Genomic DNA, 23,586 nt, shown 5'->3' on the forward strand with positions numbered 1-23,586 from the left:
GCCGGCCATCGGCGCGGGCCTGCGCCGGTGGCCGGTCCACGTGCGCCTCCCGCCCCGCCCTGAGTGCTAGATCACCTCGAAGTCGGCCATCATCGCCATGTCCTCGTGCTCCAGGTTGTGGCAGTGCAGCATGTACAGGCCCCGGTGGCCGTCGAAGCGGGCGAGCACGTCCACGACCTCGTACGGCCGCACGTCGACGGTGTCCTTCCAGCCCGCGTCCGTGGCGGCCGGTGGCCTGCCGTTCCTGGCCAGCACCTGGAAGTGGGCCAGGTGCACGTGCACGGGATGGTGGAAGTCGCCGGTCAGCCGCCAGACCTCGGCGGTGCCCAGGCGCGGGCGGGCCAGCGGCGCCCCGGGCCGGTAGCGCAGGCCGTTGATCGTCCAGGCGTCGTCCGTCCTGCGGAAGTCGAAGGTACGCGTCGCGACGGGACGCGGCCGGTCGGGCGGACGTGACAGGACCGGCGGCACCGCGCTGTCGTCACGCCCTCTGCTGGTGACGACGAACCGCATGACGTTGCCCGCGGGCCCGTCGGCCAGGGTGTTGACCAGGGTGACGGCGGTGCCGACGGGGTAGGCGGAGAAGTCCACGACGACGTCGTACCGCTCGCCCGGGGAGATCGGCAGCTCGTCGTGCGCCACGGGTGCGGCCAGGAGGCCGGAGTCGCTGCCGATCTGCGTGAACCGTCCGCCCGGCGACAGCCGGAGCCGGTACCGGCGGGCGTTGGAGGCGTTGAGCAGCCGCAGCCGGTGGCGGGTGGCGCTCACCTCGGCCACCGGCCACGGCGCGCCGTTGACCAGGATCACGTCACCCTCCACGCCTTCCAGGTACTCGGCGTCCAGCGCGGCGCCGCCGTGATGCCCGCCGTCCGGGTAGCGGAAGGAGCCGTCCTCGTCGAACGACCGGTCGCAGATCATGAGGGGCAGCTCCCGCTCGCCCCCGGGGAGCGGGAGCGCGTCCTCCTCGTCGTCCCGCACCAGTGCCATCCCGGCCAGCCCGCGCCACACCTGCGGCGCGGTGAAGTCCATCCGGTGGTCGTGGTACCAGAGCGTGGCGGCCCGCTGCTCGACCGGGTACCGGTAGTCCTTGGTCACCGGGTGCAGCACCTCGCCGGGGTGGGAGTGGTGAGAGGAGTGGCCCGCGGGCACGACGAGGTCGGTCGGGTAACCGTCGGAGTCGGGCGGGGTGACGCCGCCGTGCAGGTGGGTGGAGGTGGGCACGGGCAGCTCGTTGCGTACGGTGATCGTCACGGGCGTGCCGCGCCGCAGCTCGAACGTCGGGCCTGGGAAGGCGCCGCCGTACCCCCACACCTCGGTACGCAGGCCCGGCAGGATCTCGACGGCGGCCACCCGCTGCGTCACCTCGTACCGGCCGGGGCTCACGGGCCGGGCCACCTCGGGGATCGGCAGCGGCACGGTGAACGGCTCCGGCAGCGGCGCTGCGCCGGCCAGCAGCTCTCCGGCCCTCTCGGGAAGGCGGCCGCACCCGGCCAGGCCGCCCAGCCCCGCCGCGCCCAGCCCGGCCCCGCCCAGCGCGCCGAGGAACGTCCGCCGGGAGACCCGCCTCATGCCGCCCTCCGGAAGGCGAGCCAGGTCCAGGCGGTGAAGACGGCGGACAGCCCGAAGATCGCCATCCCGAGCGGGAAGTGCAGCGCGAGGATCCGCGACTGCCCGAACACCACCTGCCCCGTCTCCAGCACCACCAGGCCCAGACCGGCCAGGGCCGGCCATCCCGGGCCGCGTCCCGGCCGCCACAGCAGGATCGACGCCACGAGCTGCAGGTAGAGCACGCTGTGGGTGACGCCGCCGTTGTCGCGGTGCCAGGTCAGCAGATCGACGTCGCCGGTGACGAACAGCCCGGCGAGCGCGGCCTGCGCGAGCACGCCCGCCAGGTGGACGGTGGCGGTCACGCGCAGGGACCAGACGATCCAGCCGCGCGGTCCCGGCAGGGGATTAGTGGAGCTCATGGCAGGAATGCTCCCGGGACGGCCCCCGGGAGACATCCCGCCCCGGACGGCCTCCCCGCGTACGCCCGGGGACGTACGCGGGCCGCTCAGGCCCACGAACGTACGACCACGGGATGACGTCCGTTCTGGGCACTTTCGCCTACCTTGTGGGAATGGACAGCCGGAAGGTGGACACGCTGGTCGCCGTGGGCGCCCTGGCGGCGATCGTGGGCGGCACGTACGGCAACCTGTCGTGGACCGGCCCCTTCGAACGGCCCCTCGACCCCGCCGGCCTGACGCTGATCACGATCGCGGCGCTCTCGCTCGCCTTCCGGCGCACCAGCCCGCTGGCGGCCGGGGCCGTCGCGGCGGCCTGCGCGATCGTCTACTACGGGGCCCGCTACCCGGGTGTGTTCACCGCGGGGCCCGCGCTGGCCGCGATCTACACGCTGGCCTCGCTCGGCCGCCGCAGGGCCGCGATCTGGCTGGCGGCCGGGCTGGCCGTGCCGGTGTACGCGATCATGGCGCTGGCCGCCGACGACCCCGCGGCCGGGAACTGGATGACGCTGCTGAGCGGCTGGCTGGTGGCCATGGTGGTGGTCGGCGAGGTGGTCAGGGCGCGGCGGGCGTACCTGCGGGCGGTGGAGCAGCGGGCCGAGGAGGCCGAGCGCACCCGGGAGGAGGCCGCGCTGCGCCGGGCCGGCGAGGAGCGGCTGTGGATCGCCCAGGAGCTCCACGACTCGCTCACCCACAGCATCTCGGTGGTCAACGTGCAGGCGGCGCTGGCCGTGGAGCTGTTCGACCGCCATCCGGACCGGGCGAGGGAGGCGCTGGCCGCGATCAAGGAGTCAGGGCGGGAGGCGATGAACGAGCTGCGCGCCTCGCTGGGTGTGCTGCGCCAACTGGAGGAGCCAGAGGCCGGGTTGTCGGGGCTGCCCCGGTTGGTGTCCCGGGCCGAGCGGGCGGGGCTGCGGGTCTCGCACACCGTCGTCGGCGAGCCGTACGCGCTGGCGGCCGAGGCGGACCGGGCCGCGTACCGGATCGTTCAGGAGGCGCTCACCAACGTGCTGCGGCACGCGGGCACGGCGGCGGCGGTCACGGTGACCGTCGAATACGATCACGCGAAAGTCGTCCTGCGGGTGGAGAACGACGGCGAGCCGGGCACACCCGGGCCGGGGATGGGGTTGATCGGGATGCGCGAGCGCGCGGTCGCCGTCGGCGGCTCGGTGACGGCGGGCCCGGGCGAGAGCGGCGGCTTCGCCGTGCGCGCCGAGCTGCCGACCGGGCCGGTCCCGGCGTGATCAGGGTGCTGCTGGCCGACGACCAGCCGCTGATCAGGGCCGGGTTCCGGGCCCTGCTGGAGCTGACCGACGACATCGCCGTGGTGGGGGAGGCGGGCGACGGCGCGCAGGCCGTGGAGCTGGCCGCGCGCCTGCGGCCCGACGTGGCGCTGCTCGACGTGCGCATGCCGCTGATGGACGGCATCCAGGCCACCCGCAGGATCGGCGCCACCCGCGAGCTGGACGGCGTACGCGTGGTGATCCTCACCAACTACGCCCTCGACGAGTACGTCTTCGCCGCCCTGAGGGCCGGGGCCAGCGGCTTCCTGCTGAAGGACATCGAGCCGGGCGACCTGCTGCAGTCGGTGCGCGTGGCCGCGCGCGGCGACGCGCTGTTGTCACCCTCGGTGACGCGCCGCCTGATCGAGGAGTACGTCAGCACCCCGCCCCGCCCCCTGCCCACCCGCGCGCTCGACCCGCTGACCGGCCGCGAACGCGAGATCGTGACCCTGGTCGCCAGGGGCCTGTCGAACGACGAGATCGCCGAGCACCTCGTGATCAGCGTGGCCACCGCCAAGACCCACGTGAGCCGGTCGATGACCAAGCTCGGCGTGCGCGACAGGGCCCAGTTGGTGGTGCTCGCGTACGAGTCGGGCCTGGTGGTGCCCGGCGCGGGCGCCTAGCGGGGCCCGCCCGGCAGGCCCATCGCCGGCGTCAGCCGTTGTGCATCCCCTGTTGCGGGTCGATTCACCTTTTCAATCTTTTCGGCCACCCGGGGAATGCCTAGATTGCTCATTCATGCGCAAGTTAGCACTCGCTCTGGTGTTCGCCATCGTGGCGTCACTCTCGGCCGGGCTCACGGCCGCCGGACCAGTGGTGGCCAACACGTTTGGGTTCTACATCTACCACCCCTCCTGGTGCTGTCCCAAGACCGACAACCGTGACGTCTACTGGAACGGTTCCACCCTCACCAGCAACATGATCGCCGCCGCCGACTACGGCATGGCCAACCTCGACTACCAGACCGACCTGAGGATCGGCGGTTACGACAGCCCCGCCGGCACGCACACCGACCTGGTGATGTACGACGCGTACTACACCGACTACTGGGGCAAGGACTGGGACGGTTCGAGCACGGGCGTCAACATCACCGGTTCGACCAAGTGCGTCAGGGTCGTCGCCCAGGTCGGCGGCGAGTACCTGTGCGACCGCGCCGAACTCCGCTTCGACCTGGCGGACATGAAGACCACGGCCATCCGCAAGAAGACGGCCTGCCACGAGATCGGGCACGCCATCGGCCTCGGGCACACCAACCTGACCTCCTGCCTGAAGCAGGGCACCTCCACCACCCCGACCTACAGCAGCCACGACCGCTCGCACGTCAACGGGGCGTGGTGACCGTGCGGAAGCGCCTCGCGGTGGTCCTCACCCTGGTCGCCGCCATCGCCACCGGCACCCTCGTCGGCACGCTGCTCAACCGCTCGGAACCCTCGTTCTGGGGGACGCTGCGCTACGGGGCCAGCGTGTCCGACGGGGACTACCTGTTCGACTCGGTGGCCGACATCGTCCCAGGAGCCCCCGACTCCGGTGCCTTCAGGGCCGCCGGGGCACTCGTTCAGGGCACGGTGGTGGACATCGAACCCGGCATCGCCTTCGCCTCCGACGACTCGGAGGGCGGCTCGGCCGTCGTGCCCTACGACAGCGCGGACGCGGCCATGCGCTACGCCGGCCTGGTGGTGCGCGTGGACAAGGTGCTGGCCGGCCAGCTCGGTCAGGGCTACACCGACGGCAAGATCCGAGTGCAGGTCGAGCAGCCGGCCACGACCTCGCTCGCCGAGCTGAAGGAGTCCGTCGGCACGGCGGGCACGGGCCTGATGTTCGTCCACAACCTGGCGGACCGGCAGCAGCTCCTCGGCCGCCCCGTCACCGACCCCGCCCAACTGGCCTACGCCCGCTCCGTCCACATCCCGATCGGCGAAGGGCTCTTCGTCGAGGAGGCGGCGGGCAGCCCCGTGATCGCGCCGCTCATGGACGGTCAGCGCGCGGCGCAGCTCCTCGGGTACACCTACGTCTCCGAGGACGGCGAGACCGAGCCCTCTCCCTCGCCGACCTGCGACGACCTCGTCGAACCCTGCTACACGCCGACGGGCAAGCCGTCGAGCAAGCCGTCGGCCACGGCGACGTCGGTACCCGCGGGAGGCACCGAACCGACGACCACCATGCCGCCCAGCCTGACGGCCCTGCGCGCGACCCTGGTCGCCGCGGCCTGCGCCGAGGGGACCGCAGTGGACTCCTCCTCCTGCTGAACGCCCACCGGGCCGTGACCGGGGGACGGCGCGGACCGGCGGGGAGGACGGCCGCCTGCCGTCAGGGGCGCAGCCGGTGGAACAGCTCGACCCTGAGGCGGTGGTATTCGAGGTCCTCCTCGTCGTGCCGCACCCCGGCGCGCTCGGCCTTGCGGAAGTAGGCGTACTCCCTGCGCAGCTTGTGCCGGACGAACTGGGCGAGCGCCTCCGAGTCCAGCAGGCCGGCGGTGCCGCCCGCGTCGTGGTAGGCGGCCACGAACTCCTCGCGCTGCCCCTTCACGTCGTCGCCCCATTCCAGGGCCGCGGCGGCCAGCTCCAGCTCGGGCGGGCCGACCAGGGCCTCGTCCCAGTCGAGGACCGCCACGAGCCGACCGTCCCTGGCCAGGACGTTGCCGGTGTAGAAGTCACCGTGCAGCGGATGGCGTACGGGGTCGCGCGCGTGGAAGTCGGCCAGCCAGCGGTCGAGATCGGGGTCGGCCAGCTCGGCGGCGTCGGCGGGCGGCGTGCCGTACAGGCCGGACTCCTGGAAGGCGGGCACCGGGCGCGGGCCGGGGTCGTACGTCGCCAGCGCCCTGTGCAGGCGGGCCAGCAGCCGGGCGCCCGCCACGCGTACGGCGGGGACGTCGGAGCCGGGCCAGGAGCCCGCGACGTACGGCCAGCAGGAGATCGGGCGGCCCGCCACCGTGATGACGGAGACGCCGCCGGGGGCGGGCAGCGGTGCGACGGCCTCGGGGAGGGCGGCGGCGGCGTGCCTGGCGACGGCGTGGCACCACTCGGACTCGGCGACGGTGCGCCCCTCGGGGCCGATCCTGATCACGTGGCCGCCGAGCCGGTAGGCCGCCGACTCCTCCCCTCCGTACAGGCGCTCCGCTTCCCCCTCGACGCCCCAGGCCGCGGCGGCGGCCCGTCGGATCTCGGGGGTGAGGGGCGTGCTGACGTAGATCACCTCACCAGCCTATGCGCCCCCCGGTGCGGGCCAGGGGAGGATCGTGGTGGGCGGGCCCTTCGTGCCATGATGTGGGGGATGCCCGCTGACATGATGGTGCGCCTGGCCCGCTCGGCGGTGTTCGCCGTGGGGTGCGCCGGGCTGGCATCGGCCGCGCACCTGCTGGCCGGCGGCATGGTGACCGCCCAGACGTTCGCGGCGGCGCTGGCGGTCGGGCTGGTGATCGGCTTCCCCGCCACCGGCAGGGAGCGCCCGTTCGCGGTCATCATGACCTTGCTCGCGGCCGGGCAGGTCGTCTCGCACCTGCTGTTCACCTCGGCGTACCGCGATCTCGTCCTCGACGCCCACACCGGGCACGGCGATCTCTCGCAGGGCGTCGGCATGGTGCTCGTGCACGCGGTGGCGACGCTGCTGACCGCGTGGTGGCTCGACCGGGGCGAGGTCGCGCTGTGGGCGTTGCTGCGCCAGGTGGCCGCGCACGTGGTCTGGTACGTGTACCGCCACACCGTCCCGGTGGTGTGGGCGCAGCCCGGCCCGGTCGCGCCTGAGCGGACACCGGCCGAGGCCGTTCCGTTGTGGCTGTCCCACGCCGTGGTCCGGAGAGGCCCGCCGCACGCCTGATCCCGCCCTCGCTCGTCCTGGCGGGTGTTTCCGCGTTTCCTGACGACCTCAGGCGGCCGTCACGGCTGCCGCATGCGCGAAAGGGACCCTCATGGCGAGGGATGTGCTCTCGGCTGCTCCGTCCCGCTCTGTCCGTTTATCCGAGGCCGGCCGAGCACGGCTGGCACTGATCTTGCTGGTGTTGTCGGCCGGGCTGGTGGTGTCCGTGCTGGCCGGCATCGCGCTCGGCCCGGCGGTCGTGCCGCTGGGCGATGTCGTCCGCTATCTGCTCGCCGCCCTCACCGGCGGCGGCATCGGAGCGGACGAGGTCACCGGCTACTCCATCGTGTGGAACGTCCGCGCCCCGCGCGTGCTGCTCGCGGCCGTGGTGGGGGCGGGGCTCAGCGTCGTGGGCGTGGCGATCCAGGCGCTGGTGCGCAACGCGCTGGCCGACCCGTTCGTCCTGGGCGTCTCGTCCGGGGCCTCGGTGGGGGCGACGGCCGTGGTGGTGTTCGGGCTGTTCGCGAGCCTGGGCGTGTACGCGCTGTCGGTGGCGGCCTTCCTGGGCGCGCTGGGCGCGACGGCGCTGGTCTACCTGGCGGCGCGCGGGCCGCTCGGGATGACGCCGCTGCGGCTGGTGCTCATCGGGGTGGCGCTGGCGTACGGGTTCCAGGCGCTGATGAGCGTGCTGGTGTTCCTGTCGCCGAACGGGCAGGCCGCCCGTACGGTGCTGTTCTGGCTGCTGGGCAGCCTCGGGTCGGCGACCTGGCAGTCATTGCCGCCGGTGACCGTGGGCGTGCTCGTCACCATCGTGCTCCTGATGCGCCACGCGAGGGCGCTCGACGTCCTGTCGCTGGGTGACGAGACCGCCGCCAGCCTAGGCACGGACGCGGCGGCCGTACGCAGGGGGTTGTTCCTGCTCACCGCGATGGCGACGGGGCTGATCGTCGCGGTCAGCGGGGCGATCGCGTTCGTCGGGCTGGTGCTGCCGCACATGGTGCGGATGGTGGTCGGCTCCTCGCACCGGCGCGTGCTGGCGGTGGCTCCCGTGGCGGGCGCGGTCTTCATGGTCTGGGTCGACCTGCTCGCCCGGACGTTGTTCGCGCCGGAGGAACTGCCGCTCGGCGTCCTGACGGCGCTGGTGGGCGTACCGGTCTTCGTGGTGCTGATCCGGCGTCGCGGTTACCTGTTCGGAGGTGGCAAGTGATCCTCTCCCTGCGTGCGCTGTCGGTGGAGCGGGCCGGACGGGCGCTGATCGAGCGGCTCGATCTCGACGTGGGCGACGGCCAGATCGCCGGTGTCATCGGCCCGAACGGCAGCGGCAAGTCCACCGCGCTGCGCTGTGTCTACCGCGCGCTGCGGCCGACCTCAGGCGCGGTGTTGCTGGAGGGCGCCGACCTGACCTCGCTCAAGCTGCGCGAGAGCGCCCGCTCCATCGCCGCACTCACCCAGGACGCCCACGCCGAGCTGGACTTCACGGTCGAGGAGGTGGTCGGCCTCGGCCGCGCCCCCCACGTGCGCGGCAACCGGCCGCTGGACGCCCGCGAACGCGAGCTGTGCCGCGCGGCCATGCGGCGGATGGACGTCGCCCACCTGGCCGACCGCAGCGTGCTGACGCTGTCGGGCGGGGAACGGCAACGGGTGCTCGTCGCCCGCGCCCTGGTCCAGGAGCCGCGCGTGCTGGTCCTGGACGAGCCCACCAACCACCTGGACGTACGCCACCAGATCGCCCTGCTGTCCTTCCTGCGCGGCTGCGGCCTGACCGTGCTCGCCGCATTGCACGACCTCAACCTCGCCGCCGCCGTCTGCGACCGCATCGCCGTGCTGCGCGCCGGACGGCTCGTCGCCACCGGCACCCCGGCCGAGGTCCTCACCCCGGAGCTGATCCGCGACGTCTTCGGCGTCGAGGTGACGGTCGTGGAGCACCCACGCACCGGCGCCCGCCAACTCCTCTACGACCTCGATGAAGGAACCCGCTCATGATCCGCGTCAGACCGTTCCTCCTGCCGGCGCTGCTCGCCCTGCCGGCCCTGCTGGCGACCGGCTGCGGCGCCACCGTACGACCGGCCGCCACCGGCGCGCCCACGACCGTCACCATCTCCAACTGCGGCCAGAACGTCACCTACACCCGCCCGAGCCGCCCGGTCGCCTACGACGTCAGCGGTGCAGAGAAGATGTTCGCCCTGGGCCTGGCCGACCGCATGCGCGGCTACGTCATGAACACCCTCAGCGACCCCTCCATCGCCGGATCCCCCTGGAAGGACGCCTACACCAAGGTCGAACGCCTCGGCAACGAACGCATCACCCGCGAACTCGTCGTCGCCGCCAAGGCGGACTGGGTGCTGGCCGGCTGGAACGCCGGCTTCAGCGAGGAACGCGGCATCACCCCGGCCCTGCTCCAACAGGTCGGCATCGCCAGCTACCTGCACACCGAGACCTGCTGGGGCTACGGGGACAAGGGCCTGGACGTGCCGCCGCTGGAGGCGCTCTACACCGACCTGCGGAACCTGGGCCGGATCTTCGGCGTCGAGCAGCGGGCCGAGCAGCTCGTCACCGAGCTCAAGGCGCGCATCGCCGCGCTGAAGCGGACCTGGCCCAGCGGCGGCGCCCCCGCCAAGGTGTTCGTCTACGACTCCGGCGCCGACCAGCCCTACACCGCCGGACGCCACGCCGCCCCGAACGACCTCATCGCCGCGGCGGGCGGCACGAACATCTTCGCCCAACTGGACAAGGGCTGGACCACGGTCGGGTGGGAGCCCGTGGTCGAGGCCAGGCCCAACGTCATCGTGATCATCGACTACGCCGACCGGCCCGCCAAGGAGAAGATCGCCTACCTGGAGTCGCTGCCGCAGATGAGGTCCGTACCGGCGGTGCAGGAGGACCGTTACCTGGTCATGTCGTACGGGGAGGCCGTCAGCGGCCCACGCAACGTCAAGGGCGCCGAAGACCTCAGCGCCTACCTCCGCTCCATCGGCCGATGAACCCACCCCGGACGAGCGGGCCCTTGAATCCCCACCAAAAGGATCATTAGCCTCAATGAGGCAACGCTGGCTCGCTCGACACCCGCCCAGGGCACGCATCCGCTGCGTGCCCGCATCGGAGGTACGGTGACACCCGATCCGATCCCCGCCATCGATCACATCTCCGCCGGATACGACCCCGATCCCGCGCTGTCGATGTCCTTGCACGCCGACGCCTACACGGATCAGAAGTGGTTCGACGTCGACCAGCGGGCGATCTTCGCTCGTACCTGGCAGTGGCTGTGTCACGTGGAGAAGCTGCGGGAGGCGGGCAGCTACGTGACGGGCACGGTGGCCGGGATGCCGATCGCCGCCGTCCGGGACGAGTCAGGCACGCTGCGGGCGTTCTACAACGTGTGCAAGCACCGGGCGCACGAGCTGCTGTCCGGTTCCGGGGCCCGGCGCAGCATCGTGTGCCCGTACCACGCCTGGAGCTTCGACCTGACCGGCCGGTTGAGACGAGCGCGCAACACCGGCGGCATGCCCGGCTTCGACCCCTCCACCGTCTGCCTGGACCAGATCCAGGTCACCGAGTTCGGCGGCATGGTCTACGTCAACCTCGCCCCAGACGCGCCCCCTCTGTCGGAGCAGGCCGGGGGCCTGGAGGCGGAGATCGAGGCGCGGGCGCCGGACGTGTCCGAGCTCACCCTCGCCCGCCGGCTCACCTACGACATCGCCTCCAACTGGAAGAACGTCGTCGACAACTTCCTGGAGTGCTACCACTGCCACGTGGCCCACAAGGACTTCGTGTCCCTGGTCGACATGAGCACCTACCAGGTCACCACGTACGGGATCTACTCCAGCCACATGGCCCAGGCGGGCAAGACGGACAACTCCGCCTACGACGTGTCGGGCGCGACGGTCACCGAGCACGCGGTCTGGTGGCTGTGGCCCAACACCTGCCTGCTGCGCTACCCCGGTCGCGGAAACTTCATGGTGCTGCAGATCATCCCCGACGGCCCGGAACGCACCCGCGAGATCTGGGACTTCTACCTGGAGACCGCCCAGCCCAACGAGGTCGAGCTGGACAGCATCCGCTACATCGACCAGGTTCTCCAGGCGGAGGACATCGCCTTGGTGGAGAGCGTCCAGCGCGGGATGCGCACCCCCGCGTTCACCCAGGGCAAGATCGTCTACGACCCCGACGGGTCCGGGCTGTCGGAACACGCGCTCCACCATTTCCACGGCCTCGTCCTGGACGCCTACCGACAGCACCTCGAACGACCCCGCACCCGATGAACCGTCGGGTTACTTGAGTTTGAGGTCGATGCGTACGCGCTGCAGGATTTCGGCCGAGTACTCGCGTAGCTCCGTGCGGAAGGTTCTGGCGTCCCCGCTCTTCAGTACGTAGTCGTTCCAGTCGGGCAGTTCCTTCTTGGCGAGCTCTCTGGCCCGATCGGAGGAGCTGTCGAACATCCGGGTGTCGTAGTCGTCGCCCGGCTCGGCCGCGTAGGCCCGCTCGAAGAGGTCGGTGAGCTCCTCGACGAGCCGGTCGAGGGCCTCGTGGTAGATGGGGCTGAACACGGAGGTCTTCTTGATGTCGGACGCGCCGTCGAAGGTGCTGTAGACGGTGATCTCGAGGTCGGTGCGAGTCCCGTACTTGTCGGTCGTGGGGTTGTCCCACTGGCGGCTGCGCTGGAGGCGTTCGATCTTCAGGAGCTCGGACATGCAGCCGTCGAACAGCTTGGACCCGCCCCACCACACATCGGGGCAGGCAGGGCGTTCGGTGTAAACCCAGTCGACGACGTATTGGCTCGGGAACGTTCCAGCGCTCATCATCGAGCGGATGCCGTAGGTGGTGTCCTCGATGAACTGGTGCTCGGAGTGGCTGAGGTTCAGCCGTAACTCTCGTTGGACCCGGCCCCCGACCAGCGTGTACGTCCCGACGCCCGTGCTGGTTTCCGAGCGCATGAAGGGGGCGCGTTCGGGTGCCTCGCCGTCCAGCCCAGGCCGGGACACGAAGTGGAAGGTCGCGATGTTGCGCTGAGCGGTGACGTTCTCGTTGATCCTGGTGATCCAGGCCTGGCGAGAGTAGTCGTCACGGCCGTAGCCGGTGTGATCGAGCAGTGCCACCTTCATGGCGAGGCCCCTTCCGTGTGATGTGCCTCATATCGAGGAACGTAGAACGGCGTTCCTGTCCCGTCCACACCCGGGTGTGCGGTGCCGGTGCTGCCGTGCGTGTTGGTGGAGGAGACGCTGGCGTTCTACGAGGCGCTGGGGTTCGAGGCGACCTACAAGCAGCGCAAGCCGTACGTCTACCTGGCGCTGCGGTGGAGTGGGCGCGACGAGCCGGACGAACTGGAGTACGGCGGCTCGAAGAAGCTGACCGGCCTGGCCCGCGCGCTCGACAACGCCCGGATCCTGCGCGAGTTCAAGAACGATGACCGGCAGGCGTTCCGCGCGCTCAAGTCCGCGGTGCGCCGGCACGGTGCGAATGCCCCTGCGGTCGAGCGGGGCCTCGCCCTGTGCCACCTCATCGACCTGGCCACGGTGCTCGGCGAGCCCGCCGAACCGTGGATCGCCGATCTGCGCGCGCTGGAGCTCACCGCCGGCGACCGGCAGCGCATCGAGTCGGAACTCGGCCTGCTCGCCGGACTGCGGGAGTGGCTTTCCTGAGCGGGAGCGAGGCGTTTCAGCGACGGATCAGGGTCGATTCAGACCGCTGTGAGAGCGTGTGCCCACGCGAAAGGAGGTGGCGTTGGAGCCTCGATCAGCGGTCCACGGGTTCACTGCCGTTGTCCCCGAGACGCTGGATTCTCGCGCGTACGCCGTCGGCATCCGTATGGCCGAGGTCGGTGAGGATGTCCAGGGCTCGTCTCCAGGCGTCCCGTGCCGCGTCGGCCTGGCCGGCGGCGAGGTGGCTGTCGCCCATGTTCGTCAGCGCGTCGGCCAGCTCGTGGCGGTCGTCGAAGTCCCCGAGCAGGGCGGCGGCGTTCTCGTAACAGGTGATCGCCTCCTGGTGATGGCCGAGGTGACGGCGGACGTATCCGAGGCTGTCCCAGGTGGCGGCCTCGCCGCGCCGGTCACCGATCTCGCGTTGCAGGGCGAGCGCCTGCTCGCAGTGGGTACGGCCCTTGTCGTAGCTGCCGAGCTGGGCGTACAGCCACCCGAGATTGTTGAGTGCGCGGGCCTGCCCGATCCGGTATCCGCTCAGTACGTACAGGGTGAGGGTGGCCTCCGCCTGACGGAGTCCTTCCTGGCGGTGGCCCAGCGACCACAGGACCCAGGCGAGGGTCCGGGTGGTCTCGGCCTGGCCGATGAGGTCATCGTGGTCGGTGAAGTGCTCGAGGGCACTGACCAGGTGGAGGTTCGCCTCGTCGAGGCGGCCCAGCTTGATGAAGGCACGGGCGAGACCTCTGTGGGCGTAGGCCCGTCCGGACTGGTCGCCCGCCCGGGTCGCCGCCGACAGGCCGGTAGTGTGCGCGGCGGCCAGGTCGGGCCAGCGTCCCTGCCGGTCGAGGAAGTCGTCCATGGTCCAGGCGAGCTGCCAGGCGTGGCGCGGGAATCCGGTGTCAGCGGCCGGGTTGAACGCGGCGAGCACCTGGCTGGATTCGGTGGACAACCAGGTCATGGCCGCCGCGTAGTCCGCCAGGAGCTCCGGGGTGACTCCTGGGACGGGCGCAGGAGGATCCAACGGTCTGCGGTTCGGCATCACCAGCAGGGCGGCGGCGTGGGCGGTGTGCAGATAGTGGTCGAACAGGCGGTGCCTGGCCGCACTCCGTTCGCCGGCCGGTTCGGCGGTGTGGGCGAGTTCGGCGGCGTAGGCGGACAGCAGGTCGTGGAAGACGTACCTGCCCGGAGCGTGCTCCATGATCAGGTGGACGCGGGCGAGTTCGGCGAGCAGCCCGCGCACCTGCGCCTGAGGCAGTGCGGCGAGGCTGGCCACCGCCGCGACCGCGAGCTCCGGCCCCGGGTGCAGCCCGAGCAGCCGAAACAGCCGCGCCGCCGCAGGACTGAGCGTGTTGTACGACCACGAGAACACCGCACGGACGTCGGTGATCGAGGCGTCCCCGGTGAAGGCGTCCAGTTGGTCACGCGTTTCGCGCAGTTGGCGGACCAGGTCGGCGAGGGAGAAACCGCGATGAACGGCGGCACGCGCGGCGACGACGGCCAGGGCCAGCGGCAGACGGGCGCACATGGCGACCAACTCGTCGAGCGCCGCGGGTTCGGCGACCGCTCGCTCCGCGCCCAGGCGCAGGGTCAACAGCTCCTTCGCCTCGGTGCCGGACAACAGGTCCAGGGCCAGCAGGTGAGCGCCTTCCGCGGCGACCAGGCTGGAGAGCTGGTTACGGCTCGTCACGATGACGACGTTGCCTGGCGAGCCGGGGAGCAGCGGGCGGACCTGCTCGGCGTCGCGTGCGTTGTCCAGCAACACCAGCATGCGACGATCGGCGAGCAGGCTGCGGTAGAGCGCGGCCTGCGCGTCGACCGCGCCGGGGATCCGTTGCGGGGACACCTGCAGCGCGTCGAGAAATCCGCGGATCGCCTCGGCCGGGGTGACCGGTGATCCGCTCGGGTCGAATCCGCGCAGGTTCACGTACAACTGCCCGTCGGGGAACCTGTCGCGGACCCGATGCGCCCAGTGCACCGCCAGCGACGTCTTGCCGACCCCCGCGGTGCCCGTGATCACGAGCTGGTACGACGTCTCGGGGGCAAGCGTCCGGTCCAGGAGCGTTAGCGCCTCCGCCCGGCCGGTGAAGCCGGCGACGGCCGCCGGTAGCTGCTGCGCCGGCACCGCCGTGCTCGCAGCCGCCCTGGCCCGGCCGCTGCCGACCGGCTTCGGGGCCGCGACCAGAGCGGAGAGCTCGGATTCCGAGACGGAGAGCGCGTTCGCCAGCATTCGTACCGACCCGATCCGCGGCCGCTGGATTCGGCCGGACTCCAGGCCGCGAATCGTGCCCACGCTCAAGCCCGACCGCTGTGCCAGCTCTTCCTGGGTCAGAAGGGCTTGCTCCCGAAGCGTCCGCACCAAGGTGGAGAGCAGACCCTGTCGGCCGGAATGCGAGGACGTGTCAGGATTACGCATAATCTCTGCGGTCACTCCGGAATTGATGGTGACTTGACGGCTAATTGACTTGATCTGTTCGCGAAGGTTGATCAGTCTAATCCACAGGAACTGATCGGCACCGACGTCGCGGACGTCCGCCGGCGGGTCCTGGTTCGACGGGGAATCTCGGGGAGGCACCACGTTTGTTCTGCATGCTTGCGGCCATCGGAACGGCTTGAAGTTTCCGGCCGGAAGGCGATGACGGTCGCGCCCAGCGGCTCGCGGGCGAAGAAGACACCGGCGGCCCACTGGACGACGCTGCCCGCCCACCCCCCAGCGCGCCGACGTCTCGACTCTGTGGAGCCCGTCGGCCGCCCCTGACCTGACCGGTCAAAGCACCCAGCGGACGAGCGGCTGCCCGCCCTCGCCTTGTCGTTCCTCTTGGACGGTTGCCCCCCCGCCGAACCAGATACCATCACCGAACTGATTGGCAGGTGAACCTATGTGCCGCCACCAGGCATCGAGCACTTTCCCGCCCGGGCCGGTTCTCGTCATGCGATCCGAGGGCGCGGGGTAATGGTGGGCGAGGCGGAGTTCCGCCTGCTCGGACCCGTCGGAGTGTGGGCGGGCAACGCGCCGCTGGGCCCGGTCGCGGCGCAGCAGCGTTCCGTGCTGGCGATCCTGCTGCTGAACGTGAACCGGACCGTGCACTTCGACCGGCTCGCGGCAGCGGTATGGGGACAGGAGGTCCCGATGTCGGCCCGCAACGCGATGCAGGGATACGTGTCGCGGTTACGGAGGGTCCTGCGTGACGTCCCGGACGCCGAGGTGACCACGTCTTCGCCCGGCTACCGGCTCAAGCTCGATCCGCTACGGGTGGACGTTCATCTGGCCCGGCACCTGGTACGGCAGGCCAGAGCCAAGGCGGGCGAGCCGGGCGACGACGCATCGCTCCTTCTCGGCCTGCCCGAGGACGTGCCGGACGACGTCCTCGACGCCGGCAACCTGCTCAGGCAGGCGCTGACGTTGTGGAACGAGCCGCCCTTGGGCGGCGTGGCCGGCTCCTGGCTGCAGGAGACGTTCGGCGCGTCGCTGGAGGAGGAGCGGCTGGCCGCCCTCGAAGATCGCATCGCCATAGACGTGCGTCTGGGCCACCTGCACGGGCCCCTCGCCGAGCTGCCGGTGCTGCTCAAGGAACACCCCTTGCGGGAACGGCTGGTGGCGCTGGCGATGACGGCGTTGCACCGGGACGGACGCCGGGCCGACGCGCTGCGGATCTTCCGCGAGGCCCGCGAGCGGCTGGTCACGGACCTGGGCATCGAGCCAGGAGCCGACCTGCAACGCCTGCACCAGCACCTCCTGACCGTCGAAGGCATCCAGGACACGTCCGTCGCCGCGGACCGGCGCGGCAACACCCCGGCCGCGTCCGCCTTCGCCGTCTGGCGCAGGGACACCCCGGCCGCCGCCGCGGTCAGGCGTGGGGAGAATGCGGCCGTCCCCGTGAAGCAACCGCGGCCGGATCGACACCCGCCCGCATCGGCGCAGGCGCCGCTGCCCAGAGAGCTGCCGGCCGACCTCGCCGCCTTCGTCGGGCGATCGGCCGAGGTGAGGCTCGTGCGTGATCTGCTCGGCCGGGACGCGGCCGATCACGTACGCGTCTGCCAGATCAGCGGCATCGCCGGCATCGGCAAGTCCGCCCTGGCCATCCACGCCGCACACGCCCTCGCGGGCCGCTACCCCGATGGTCAGCTCTATGTGGACCTTCACGGAGCCAGCCCGCACACCACCCCGCTCGACCCGGCCGAAGTGCTCGGCCGCTTCCTGCGCTCGCTCGGCCTGCCCGGCTCCGGGGTACCGGCCGATCTGGAGGAGGCCGCGGCCCGCTTCCGTTCCATGACGCAGGGCAAGCGGCTGCTCGTGGTCCTGGACAACGCCCGCGACGCCGCCCAGGTGCGGCCGCTGCTGCCCGGCAGTCCCACCTGCGCGGTGCTGGTCACCAGCCGCCGGATGCTGACCTCGTTCGACGGCGTGCTGCAGGTGCCGCTGGACGTGCTGCCGGACGGGGACGCCCTGGACCTGCTCACGCGACTGGCGGGCGAGCAGCGCATCACGGCGGAACGCGCCGCCGCCGCCGACCTCGTCCGGCTCTGCGGCGGCCACCCCCTGGCCCTGTGCCTGGCCGCGGCACGCCTCAACGCCCGTCCCTCCTGGCCCGTCTCCCTGCTGGCCGGTCGGCTGACCACGGCCCAACATCGCCTGGACGAGCTGCGCGCCGACGACCGGGCCGTACGCGCCAGCTTCCACGCCAGCTACCAGGAGCTGAAAACCGATCCCGACGGGCCCGCGGCGGCCCGGATGTTCCGGCTGCTCAGCCTGCTCGACGGCCACGACATCGGCCTGCCTGCCGCCGCCGCGCTGGCCGACCTGCCGCAAACGCGCGCGCAACGCCTGCTCGACCACCTCTCCGACGCCCAGCTCGTGGACAATCACGCCCCCGACCGCTACCGCCAGCACGACCTGCTCCGCCTGTTCGCCCGGGAACGGGCGGCCGACGAAGACACCGAACAGGACCGGACGGCCGCCGTGGAACGGGCACTGCACCACTACCTGGCCACCGCCCGCTCCTCGGCGCGCAGACACAAGCACGCCTCCTTCTGGCGCACCGAGATCGGACCCCGGTACCTGGCCCAGCCGGGAACCCCGCTGCACACCCCCGAGGACATGCGTGCCTGGGTGGAACAGGAGGAAGGCAACGTGGTCGCCGCGGTCGGGCAGATGGTCCGTACCGGCTCGGCCGACCTGGCGATGGCGCTGGCCGTGGTGTTCGCGGTGTCGCTGTTCAACCACGGGCTGTGGCTCAGCCAGCTCACGCTGGCCACCTGGGCGCTGCAGGCCGCGCGGCAGAGCGGGGACACGCACTATCAGGCCATTGCCCTCGGCGACCTCGGCTGGTGCGAGCTGTGCCTGGGCAGAAGGGCCGAAGCGATCGGTCACCTGCGCCAGTCCCTGACCGCGCAGGAGGAACTGGGCAATCTCCACCGCCAGGCGTCCGTGCTCGACCAACTCGGCGTCGCCTACCGCGGAGCCGGCCGGTTCGACGAGGCCATCGAGCACCACCTGCGGGCCCTCCACCTCGACCGCGCCGTCGGCGACACCGAATCCATGTGCGCCCGCCTGGCCCATCTGTGTGTGGCCTATCAACGGCTCGGACGCTTCACGGAGGCGATCGACGTGGGCGTCCGCGCCGTCGACCTGCTCGGGACGACCAATGCCACCGCCGACCTGGTCAGCGCCATCGGCAACCTGGCCGAGGCGTACCGGCTCGCGGGGCAGCCCCAGCAGGCGGCCGGGCACTACCGGCGAGCCCTGCACCTCTACCAGGAAGCGGGGTACGCCGGCGACTACCGCGAGGCCGAGATCAGCTGGGGGCTCGGGCACGCCCTGCACGACGTCGGCGACACCAGCCACGAGGGCGAGGCCCTGCGATCGCGCCGGCACGCGCTCTCCATCCTGCGCCGCCTCGGCCTGATCACCCCCGAAGAGCACCACACCATCGACACCAGCGCCACCCCCCTGACACCAGAGGTCATCCGACGCCACCTGTAATAGCCACCAACGAACGCCTAACGCACAAAACGCCCGATGCCCCGGAAAAAGGGCTGAAATGCGAGACGTCAGGCCGTTTCAGAGTGTTTTCAGAGCTTTTCAAGGGCCTTGCCCCAAGATGGTCTACCGCAAACGACCCAGAAGCCCGTCGGGGGCGGGCGGATGCGCCGTGCGCGCTCGACGACCCGCGCGGCAGCCCCCGGCACTTACCGGAAAGTGATCCATTCCATGACACGCGTACGTGCCATGCTCCTGACGGCCGTCGCCATGACGACCATGACCCTCACCGCCTGCGGCACTCTCGTGCCCGCCGACCGGCAAACTTCGGAAGCCGGCATGGCCACCGAACAGCCAAGCCAGAGCTCCACCGCCGAAGGGCCGGGCGAGGGCGACCCGCAGGCGTCCACCAGCCCGGACGAGGCCGCTTCGGACAGTTCGGACGAGGCCGGCTCGGACGAGGCCGCTTCGGCGCCGGGGAAGACGACGAAGGCCGGTACCCGGCTCCAGATCGGTGAGCAGGCGATCCTGCCCTACAGGAACGGCACCATCGGGATCACCGTGACCGCCGTCGAGAAGGGCGATCCGGCCGAGCTCGAGCGGGAGTTCGGGGCTCGGGCCAAGGGCATCGTTCCGTATTTCATCCGCTATACCGTCGCGAACGTGGACGGTGAGGACAGGTCGTTCGCGTCGGCGCCGTACCTGCAGCCGGTCACCGCGACCGGCGGCCCCACCGGCGCCGTGGTGACCGGCAGCATGGACGGTTGTGAGCGGGAGTCGGCCCCGAAGGACTTCGCGCAGGCCGGCGCCACCTTCGAAACCTGCCGGCTGACGGGTGCCCGATCGGGCGTGGAGATCGTGGGCGCGGAGTTCGACGACGACACCTACCGGGACAAGCCCGTGGTGTGGCGCAGGTAGCAGGCTCCCTCCGGCGCCCCGTACCGGCCGTCGGCATGACGCTCACTTGCCGTTGCGCAGGGCGTCAGCGGGCAAGTCGCGCCTGTTCGTCGCGCTGGGCAGGAGCCGGACTGCTCTTCCTCGACAACACCTTGACCCGAAACGAGCCACAGTGTCGAGGAAGAGCACAGAGATCGCGGCACCTCGTCGGAAAGGGCCCGATTGCCCGAGCTCGCGGCGGCGTGCTGCCACCGCACGCCGCACCGGCGTGCGGGATCAGCCGCCGATGCCGCCCTCGGGGCCCTCCCGCGTCACGGGCCCGCCGGGAACGACCTCACAGGGCGCCACCGCGCCGGTCGCGACCCGGACGCTGGCGCTGGCCATGCGGTTGTCCCCGCGTTCCTCGTACCACAGGGTGTAGACGAAGGTCTGGCCCGGCTTGATCTGCTCCGGATGCAGCCTCCAATAGGCCTCCTCGCCGTCTGCGGGCGGCTCTGTGGTGAGCAGGGCAGGATTGTCCGGCAGGTACGTGCCCCGGGGCTCCTTGCACTGCTTGCCGGTCGGCAGGAAGGTGACGCTCGCCCGTACGTCGAGATCGCGCAGCCTGCTTTCGATCACCTCGGGACGCTGGTAGTCCCTGACGTAGATCTTGAGGGATCCGTCCGGTTCGCGGATCACCGCGTTCGCCGGGGTGGCGCCCTGGCCCAGCAGCACGGGGACGCCGATCACCAGCACGGTGGCGACCGCGGTTCCCAGGACGGCCAAGCCCAGCCGACGACGGCGCGGGCCCACCCGTGCTGGTGCGGTTTCCTGTTCGATCATGGTCAGCAGGTGGGCCCTTCTGGCCAAGTGCCGGGCGGTAGGAAGGTCACGTTCTGCTGGAAGCGTCTGGTCTGTCACAGCTTCTCGCCCTTCGTCCGGAGCGCTGAGAAGCGCTCACTCCATCTGTGTCCTGGCTGCGGCTTGGCTTCCCTGCCCAGCAGGTCCTTCAGGCGGCTGCGCGCCCGGGACAGTCGCGACCGCACCGTGCCCACCGGGATGCCCAGAGCGACGGCCGCTTCCTCGTAGGTCAACTCGGACCAGACGCACAGGGCGAGCACCTCGCGGTCCGCCGCCGGCAGCCGGTTCACCATCGCCAGAATCTCGCGCATCCGGTGCTCGTCGTCGATTCGCCCGGCGATGTCCTCGGCGGGATCGGGCTCGTAGGCTTGGGACGGGAGCTGGTCCAGTGCCGTCCTGTGGCGGCGCAGCGACCGTTGCCGATTCCGTAAGACGTTGTTGGCCACGCCGAGCAGCCAGGGGAGCGCGCTTTCGTGGCGGATTCGCACCTCGCCGCGCCGCCGCCACGCCTCCAGGAACACCACCGAGGTGAGGTCCTCGGCGGCCGACCAGTCCGCGGTGCGGCGGAAGCAGTGGTTGTAGACATTGGGCGCGTACTTGTCGAACAACGTCCCGAAGGCCGCGCTGTCCCCTTCGGCCGCGCAGGACCAAAGCTCGAAGTCAGTACTCACGACTCATCTGTGTCCGCACGTTGAATTCGGTTCCATGAGTAGCCTGCGGGCGCGGTCAGTGTTTCAGGCCGTCACCGTGCAGCAGGCACTCGGGGCAGTGGGGGATCCTCCGGGGCGGAGGCGGATCGTCGGCGACGGCCGTCAGGCAGGTGTCCGTGACCCGGCTGGAACGCTGGGCGAAGAGCACCCGCGGGCCGTACAGGCATATCAGCTTGAGCAGGTAGACGGTGCGTTCGAAGCACTGGTCGTCGGGTTTCAGCACGGCTCGGCACAGCAGCGCCGAGACGGAGCACAGGAAGATCGCCACGGCGAGCCCGATCGCGATGCCGCACACCGTCAGCACGGTGCCGTTCGTGACGATCAGGGCGGTGACCACGATCCCGGAAAGCGCGGGGCGCTTCCTGGCCAAATCGACGACCCGATGGCGTATTCTTTTCTGATGCGGCATGGTAGTTCCCTGCTGTGTCCGTGCGGGCCATCACTTCTCGTCCTTGCCCTAGGCCGAAGTGGTGGCCCGACTCTTTTCCGGGTAGGCGAGCGGATTAGCCTTACATATCCCGATCACCACCTCTCCGACGGGCTGTGGATTCAGGTTTAGCGGTCGGGATCGGAGCCCGTCCACAAGCGGCGACAAGCGCGAGAGATGATCGATTCTGGCGGTCCAAAACGGACACGCGAAAGTTTGCGGACAACGACGGACAGGAACGAACGGATATGCGATGATGGCGTGAGGACACCGTTCAGTCGAGGTCACGCCCCATGCCGTCTCCGCAACGCCGACTTGACCCCTCGATTCCCCGCGAGCGCTTCGCCCTGGAGCTCCAAGATCTGCACCGCGCGGCGGGCAAGCCGACCCAACAGGTGCTGGCGTCCGCGATGCACTGCTCCCACGCGACGGTCTCCGCCATTCTCAACGGCCACCGTTTCCCGTCCTGGGAGCACACCCGCGCCTTCGTGAAGGCATGTGTGGGGGACGAGTCGGAATGGCGCAGGAAATGGATTCAGGCGGACCGGGAGATCAACGCCGACGGAATGCCGTTCGGATCCGAGGTGGCCATTCCGGAGTCGGGCGTCGTACGCCCAGCGTGGTATCTGGACAATGAGCAGTTCTATCTCAACGCGGCCGAGGGGGTCCGCGCCACACGCAGCCGCATTCTGGTCACCTACGTGCGGCAGCGACCACCCGACCATTACACCAGCGATGCCGCCGCCGAATATTTCGCGTCGGTGCTGGACTGGGCCCGCCGGCCGGGGGCGCGGTCCGTGCGCCGCATCATCGGCATTTCCAACCGGGAGATGCGCGACTGGGTGCACCGCCATTACGAGGACACCAAGGACATCCGCAACTACGACGTACGGGTGCTCCGCTGGGAGCTCGAGGCGGACGGCATCAACATGGCGCTCTTCGACGACTCCGCCGCCTTTCTCGCCTTCTCCGGGGTCGCCAGTCAGGAGTTGAGCGGGTTCCGGGTGGACAGCCCCGAGTTCCTGCGCTATTTCGTCGGCTATTTCGACCAGCTCTGGGCGTGCGGCACGGCGCTGGAGCGGTACGTGTCCGCTCAGGACGACGCCCGCCCCCTCTGAACGGGCAGCCGTGGTGGCCCGCCGGGCAGAGGCAAGCATTACCCCCGCTATCGCGTCAGATCACCGGCGGCCGGGCAGGCATCTGGGGTGATGCGGTCCAGTCGGCCCGTATCGGACTGGTTGGGGGAACGCGGGGTCGACGATGAAAGACGAAGCACGGGACGACCCCGAGACCCCGACCGTACGCCGCCGCGAGATGCTCAGCCTGCCCGTCGCCATGGCCTGCGGCTCGGCGGTGCTGACCGCGTGCGGCACCCCGCAACGGGCCGGTGTCACCGCGACGCCCACTCCCGTACCCAGCTCGGAGCAGGCCCAAGAGATGCCGGTCACGCCACCGGAAGACCTCATGCGCGAGCACGGGGTGCTCAAACGGATCCTGTTGATCTACCGGGAGGGCATCCGGCGGATCAACGCCGACGAGCCGGTGCCCGCCCAGCCCCTGCACGCCGGGGCCGGCCTCATCCGCACCTTCATCGAGGACTACCACGAGCAGCTCGAAGAACGTTACGTCTTCCCACGCCTGGTCGAGGCCGGCAAGCTGACCGGCACCGTGGCGGTGCTGGTCCGGCAGCACGAGCGCGGACGCGTACTGACCGGACGCATCCTGGACGCCACCGCCAAGCCCTTCTCCCGGCAAGCCCGTCGAGACCTGGTCTCCAACCTGGCCGCCTTCATCCGCATGTACGAGCCGCACGAGGCCCGCGAGGACACCGTCGTCTTCCCCGCCATGCGGGACGTCATCCCGCCCAAGGAGTTCAGGGAGATGGCCGAGACGTTCGAAGACGAGGAGCACCGCCGTTTCGGCGCGGTCGGCTTCACCGGCATCGTCGGACAGGTCGCCGACATCGAGAAGTCTCTCGGCATCTACGACCTCAACCAGTTCACACCCCGCGTATGACCCGACTGGAG

Annotated in this window: 22 protein-coding genes; 14 read left to right on the forward strand and 8 right to left on the reverse strand. The window is 70.7% G+C overall.

Annotation, left to right across the window (positions count from 1 at the left end):
* Window positions 1–66 precede the first annotated feature (66 nt).
* Together ABD844_RS29315 and ABD844_RS29320 are read right to left on the reverse strand one after the other, a co-directional pair.
* On the reverse strand, window positions 67–1,566 hold the full coding sequence (locus ABD844_RS29315; protein WP_344885086.1) for a multicopper oxidase family protein: 1,500 nt from the start codon (window positions 1,564–1,566) through the stop codon (window positions 67–69).
* A complete protein-coding gene (locus tag ABD844_RS29320; protein ID WP_344885090.1) occupies window positions 1,563–1,964 on the reverse strand; it encodes a hypothetical protein in 402 nt (133 codons plus the stop codon). Before ABD844_RS29320 ends, ABD844_RS29315 begins: the two co-directional genes overlap by 4 nt.
* 152 nt (window positions 1,965–2,116) lie before the next feature.
* Here ABD844_RS29320 and ABD844_RS29325 point away from each other — a divergent pair, with 152 nt between their 5' ends.
* From ABD844_RS29325 to ABD844_RS29340, 4 genes are all read left to right on the forward strand, one after another.
* Entirely contained in the window at window positions 2,117–3,244 is a 1,128-nt protein-coding gene (locus tag ABD844_RS29325; RefSeq protein ID WP_344885092.1) for a sensor histidine kinase, read from the forward strand.
* Entirely contained in the window at window positions 3,241–3,906 is a 666-nt protein-coding gene (locus ABD844_RS29330; RefSeq protein ID WP_344885095.1) for a response regulator, read from the forward strand. Before ABD844_RS29325 ends, ABD844_RS29330 begins: the two co-directional genes overlap by 4 nt.
* A gap of 115 nt (window positions 3,907–4,021) precedes the next feature.
* A complete protein-coding gene (locus ABD844_RS29335; protein ID WP_344885098.1) occupies window positions 4,022–4,621 on the forward strand; it encodes a hypothetical protein in 600 nt (199 codons plus the stop codon).
* Between the two features lie 2 nt (window positions 4,622–4,623).
* The gene (locus ABD844_RS29340; protein ID WP_344885101.1) at window positions 4,624–5,529 is read left to right on the forward strand and encodes a hypothetical protein; all 906 of its coding nucleotides are present in this window, start codon (window positions 4,624–4,626) and stop codon (window positions 5,527–5,529) included.
* Between the two features lie 61 nt (window positions 5,530–5,590).
* Here ABD844_RS29340 and ABD844_RS29345 read toward each other — a convergent pair whose 3' ends face one another.
* Entirely contained in the window at window positions 5,591–6,475 is an 885-nt protein-coding gene (locus ABD844_RS29345) for a phosphotransferase enzyme family protein (RefSeq protein WP_344885104.1), read from the reverse strand.
* A 78-nt stretch (window positions 6,476–6,553) separates the two neighbouring features.
* Here ABD844_RS29345 and ABD844_RS29350 point away from each other — a divergent pair, with 78 nt between their 5' ends.
* The 5 genes from ABD844_RS29350 (at window position 6,554) to ABD844_RS29370 (ending at window position 11,334) form a co-directional block, all read left to right on the forward strand.
* Complete coding sequence (locus tag ABD844_RS29350) at window positions 6,554–7,096, forward strand: MFS transporter (RefSeq protein WP_344885108.1); 543 nt, start codon at window positions 6,554–6,556, stop codon at window positions 7,094–7,096.
* A gap of 91 nt (window positions 7,097–7,187) precedes the next feature.
* Window positions 7,188–8,282 (forward strand): FecCD family ABC transporter permease, encoded by a 1,095-nt coding sequence (locus ABD844_RS29355; RefSeq protein ID WP_344885111.1) that lies wholly within the window; start codon window positions 7,188–7,190, stop codon window positions 8,280–8,282.
* Complete coding sequence (locus tag ABD844_RS29360; protein WP_344885114.1) at window positions 8,279–9,058, forward strand: ABC transporter ATP-binding protein; 780 nt, start codon at window positions 8,279–8,281, stop codon at window positions 9,056–9,058. The genes ABD844_RS29355 and ABD844_RS29360 overlap by 4 nt, the downstream gene beginning before the upstream one ends.
* Window positions 9,055–10,056: an ABC transporter substrate-binding protein gene (locus tag ABD844_RS29365; RefSeq protein ID WP_344885117.1), complete on the forward strand. Its 1,002-nt coding sequence runs from the start codon at window positions 9,055–9,057 to the stop codon at window positions 10,054–10,056. The genes ABD844_RS29360 and ABD844_RS29365 overlap by 4 nt, the downstream gene beginning before the upstream one ends.
* A 126-nt stretch (window positions 10,057–10,182) precedes the next feature.
* Entirely contained in the window at window positions 10,183–11,334 is a 1,152-nt protein-coding gene (locus ABD844_RS29370; protein ID WP_344885120.1) for an aromatic ring-hydroxylating oxygenase subunit alpha, read from the forward strand.
* A gap of 9 nt (window positions 11,335–11,343) precedes the next feature.
* Here the strand turns inward: ABD844_RS29370 and ABD844_RS29375 are convergent, their stop codons facing one another.
* Window positions 11,344–12,174 (reverse strand): hypothetical protein, encoded by an 831-nt coding sequence (locus ABD844_RS29375; RefSeq protein WP_344885123.1) that lies wholly within the window; start codon window positions 12,172–12,174, stop codon window positions 11,344–11,346.
* 81 nt (window positions 12,175–12,255) lie between these two features.
* Here ABD844_RS29375 and ABD844_RS29380 point away from each other — a divergent pair, with 81 nt between their 5' ends.
* A complete protein-coding gene (locus ABD844_RS29380) occupies window positions 12,256–12,711 on the forward strand; it encodes a VOC family protein (protein ID WP_344885125.1) in 456 nt (151 codons plus the stop codon).
* 94 nt (window positions 12,712–12,805) lie between these two features.
* Here ABD844_RS29380 and ABD844_RS29385 read toward each other — a convergent pair whose 3' ends face one another.
* The gene (locus ABD844_RS29385; RefSeq protein WP_344885263.1) at window positions 12,806–15,121 is read right to left on the reverse strand and encodes an ATP-binding protein; all 2,316 of its coding nucleotides are present in this window, start codon (window positions 15,119–15,121) and stop codon (window positions 12,806–12,808) included.
* 537 nt (window positions 15,122–15,658) lie between these two features.
* On the opposite strand from ABD844_RS29385, the gene ABD844_RS29390 reads away from it, so the two are divergent.
* Together ABD844_RS29390 and ABD844_RS29395 are read left to right on the forward strand one after the other, a co-directional pair.
* Window positions 15,659–18,688: an AfsR/SARP family transcriptional regulator gene (locus ABD844_RS29390; protein WP_344885128.1), complete on the forward strand. Its 3,030-nt coding sequence runs from the start codon at window positions 15,659–15,661 to the stop codon at window positions 18,686–18,688.
* 162 nt (window positions 18,689–18,850) lie between these two features.
* Entirely contained in the window at window positions 18,851–19,603 is a 753-nt protein-coding gene (locus ABD844_RS29395) for a hypothetical protein (RefSeq protein WP_344885131.1), read from the forward strand.
* A 255-nt stretch (window positions 19,604–19,858) separates the two neighbouring features.
* On the opposite strand, the gene ABD844_RS29400 is transcribed toward ABD844_RS29395, so the two are convergent.
* The 3 genes from ABD844_RS29400 to ABD844_RS29410 form a co-directional block, all read right to left on the reverse strand.
* Window positions 19,859–20,404 (reverse strand): hypothetical protein, encoded by a 546-nt coding sequence (locus ABD844_RS29400; RefSeq protein WP_344885134.1) that lies wholly within the window; start codon window positions 20,402–20,404, stop codon window positions 19,859–19,861.
* 74 nt (window positions 20,405–20,478) lie between these two features.
* Window positions 20,479–21,093, reverse strand: coding sequence for an RNA polymerase sigma factor (locus tag ABD844_RS29405; RefSeq protein ID WP_344885137.1), 615 nt, complete (start codon window positions 21,091–21,093; stop codon window positions 20,479–20,481).
* A 55-nt stretch (window positions 21,094–21,148) separates the two neighbouring features.
* Window positions 21,149–21,502, reverse strand: a complete 354-nt coding sequence (locus ABD844_RS29410) for a hypothetical protein (RefSeq protein WP_344885140.1) — start codon at window positions 21,500–21,502, stop codon at window positions 21,149–21,151.
* Window positions 21,503–21,852: 350 nt separating this feature from the next.
* On the opposite strand from ABD844_RS29410, the gene ABD844_RS29415 reads away from it, so the two are divergent.
* Together ABD844_RS29415 and ABD844_RS29420 are read left to right on the forward strand one after the other, a co-directional pair.
* Window positions 21,853–22,677, forward strand: a complete 825-nt coding sequence (locus ABD844_RS29415) for a helix-turn-helix domain-containing protein (RefSeq protein ID WP_344885143.1) — start codon at window positions 21,853–21,855, stop codon at window positions 22,675–22,677.
* A gap of 142 nt (window positions 22,678–22,819) precedes the next feature.
* A complete protein-coding gene (locus ABD844_RS29420; RefSeq protein ID WP_344885146.1) occupies window positions 22,820–23,575 on the forward strand; it encodes a hemerythrin domain-containing protein in 756 nt (251 codons plus the stop codon).
* Window positions 23,576–23,586 lie beyond the last annotated feature (11 nt).

Origin of the sequence: Nonomuraea antimicrobica (assembly GCF_039536965.1) — a bacterium.
In the GTDB taxonomy this organism is placed as follows: Bacteria; Actinomycetota; Actinomycetes; order Streptosporangiales; family Streptosporangiaceae; genus Nonomuraea; species Nonomuraea antimicrobica.

Coding starts and splice junctions, on each gene's coding strand:
- ABD844_RS29390 (WP_344885128.1), top strand. CDS start 15,659: ATGGTGGGCGAGGCGGAGTTCCGCCTGCTCGGACCCGTCGGAGTGTGG.
- ABD844_RS29335 (WP_344885098.1), top strand. CDS start 4,022: ATGCGCAAGTTAGCACTCGCTCTGGTGTTCGCCATCGTGGCGTCACTC.
- ABD844_RS29355 (WP_344885111.1), top strand. CDS start 7,188: ATGGCGAGGGATGTGCTCTCGGCTGCTCCGTCCCGCTCTGTCCGTTTA.
- ABD844_RS29420 (WP_344885146.1), top strand. CDS start 22,820: ATGAAAGACGAAGCACGGGACGACCCCGAGACCCCGACCGTACGCCGC.
- ABD844_RS29395 (WP_344885131.1), top strand. CDS start 18,851: ATGCGCCGTGCGCGCTCGACGACCCGCGCGGCAGCCCCCGGCACTTAC.
- ABD844_RS29415 (WP_344885143.1), top strand. CDS start 21,853: ATGCCGTCTCCGCAACGCCGACTTGACCCCTCGATTCCCCGCGAGCGC.
- ABD844_RS29385 (WP_344885263.1), bottom strand. CDS start 15,121: ATGCGTAATCCTGACACGTCCTCGCATTCCGGCCGACAGGGTCTGCTC.
- ABD844_RS29325 (WP_344885092.1), top strand. CDS start 2,117: ATGGACAGCCGGAAGGTGGACACGCTGGTCGCCGTGGGCGCCCTGGCG.
- ABD844_RS29365 (WP_344885117.1), top strand. CDS start 9,055: ATGATCCGCGTCAGACCGTTCCTCCTGCCGGCGCTGCTCGCCCTGCCG.
- ABD844_RS29320 (WP_344885090.1), bottom strand. CDS start 1,964: ATGAGCTCCACTAATCCCCTGCCGGGACCGCGCGGCTGGATCGTCTGG.
- ABD844_RS29400 (WP_344885134.1), bottom strand. CDS start 20,404: ATGATCGAACAGGAAACCGCACCAGCACGGGTGGGCCCGCGCCGTCGT.
- ABD844_RS29350 (WP_344885108.1), top strand. CDS start 6,554: ATGCCCGCTGACATGATGGTGCGCCTGGCCCGCTCGGCGGTGTTCGCC.
- ABD844_RS29375 (WP_344885123.1), bottom strand. CDS start 12,174: ATGAAGGTGGCACTGCTCGATCACACCGGCTACGGCCGTGACGACTAC.
- ABD844_RS29315 (WP_344885086.1), bottom strand. CDS start 1,566: ATGAGGCGGGTCTCCCGGCGGACGTTCCTCGGCGCGCTGGGCGGGGCC.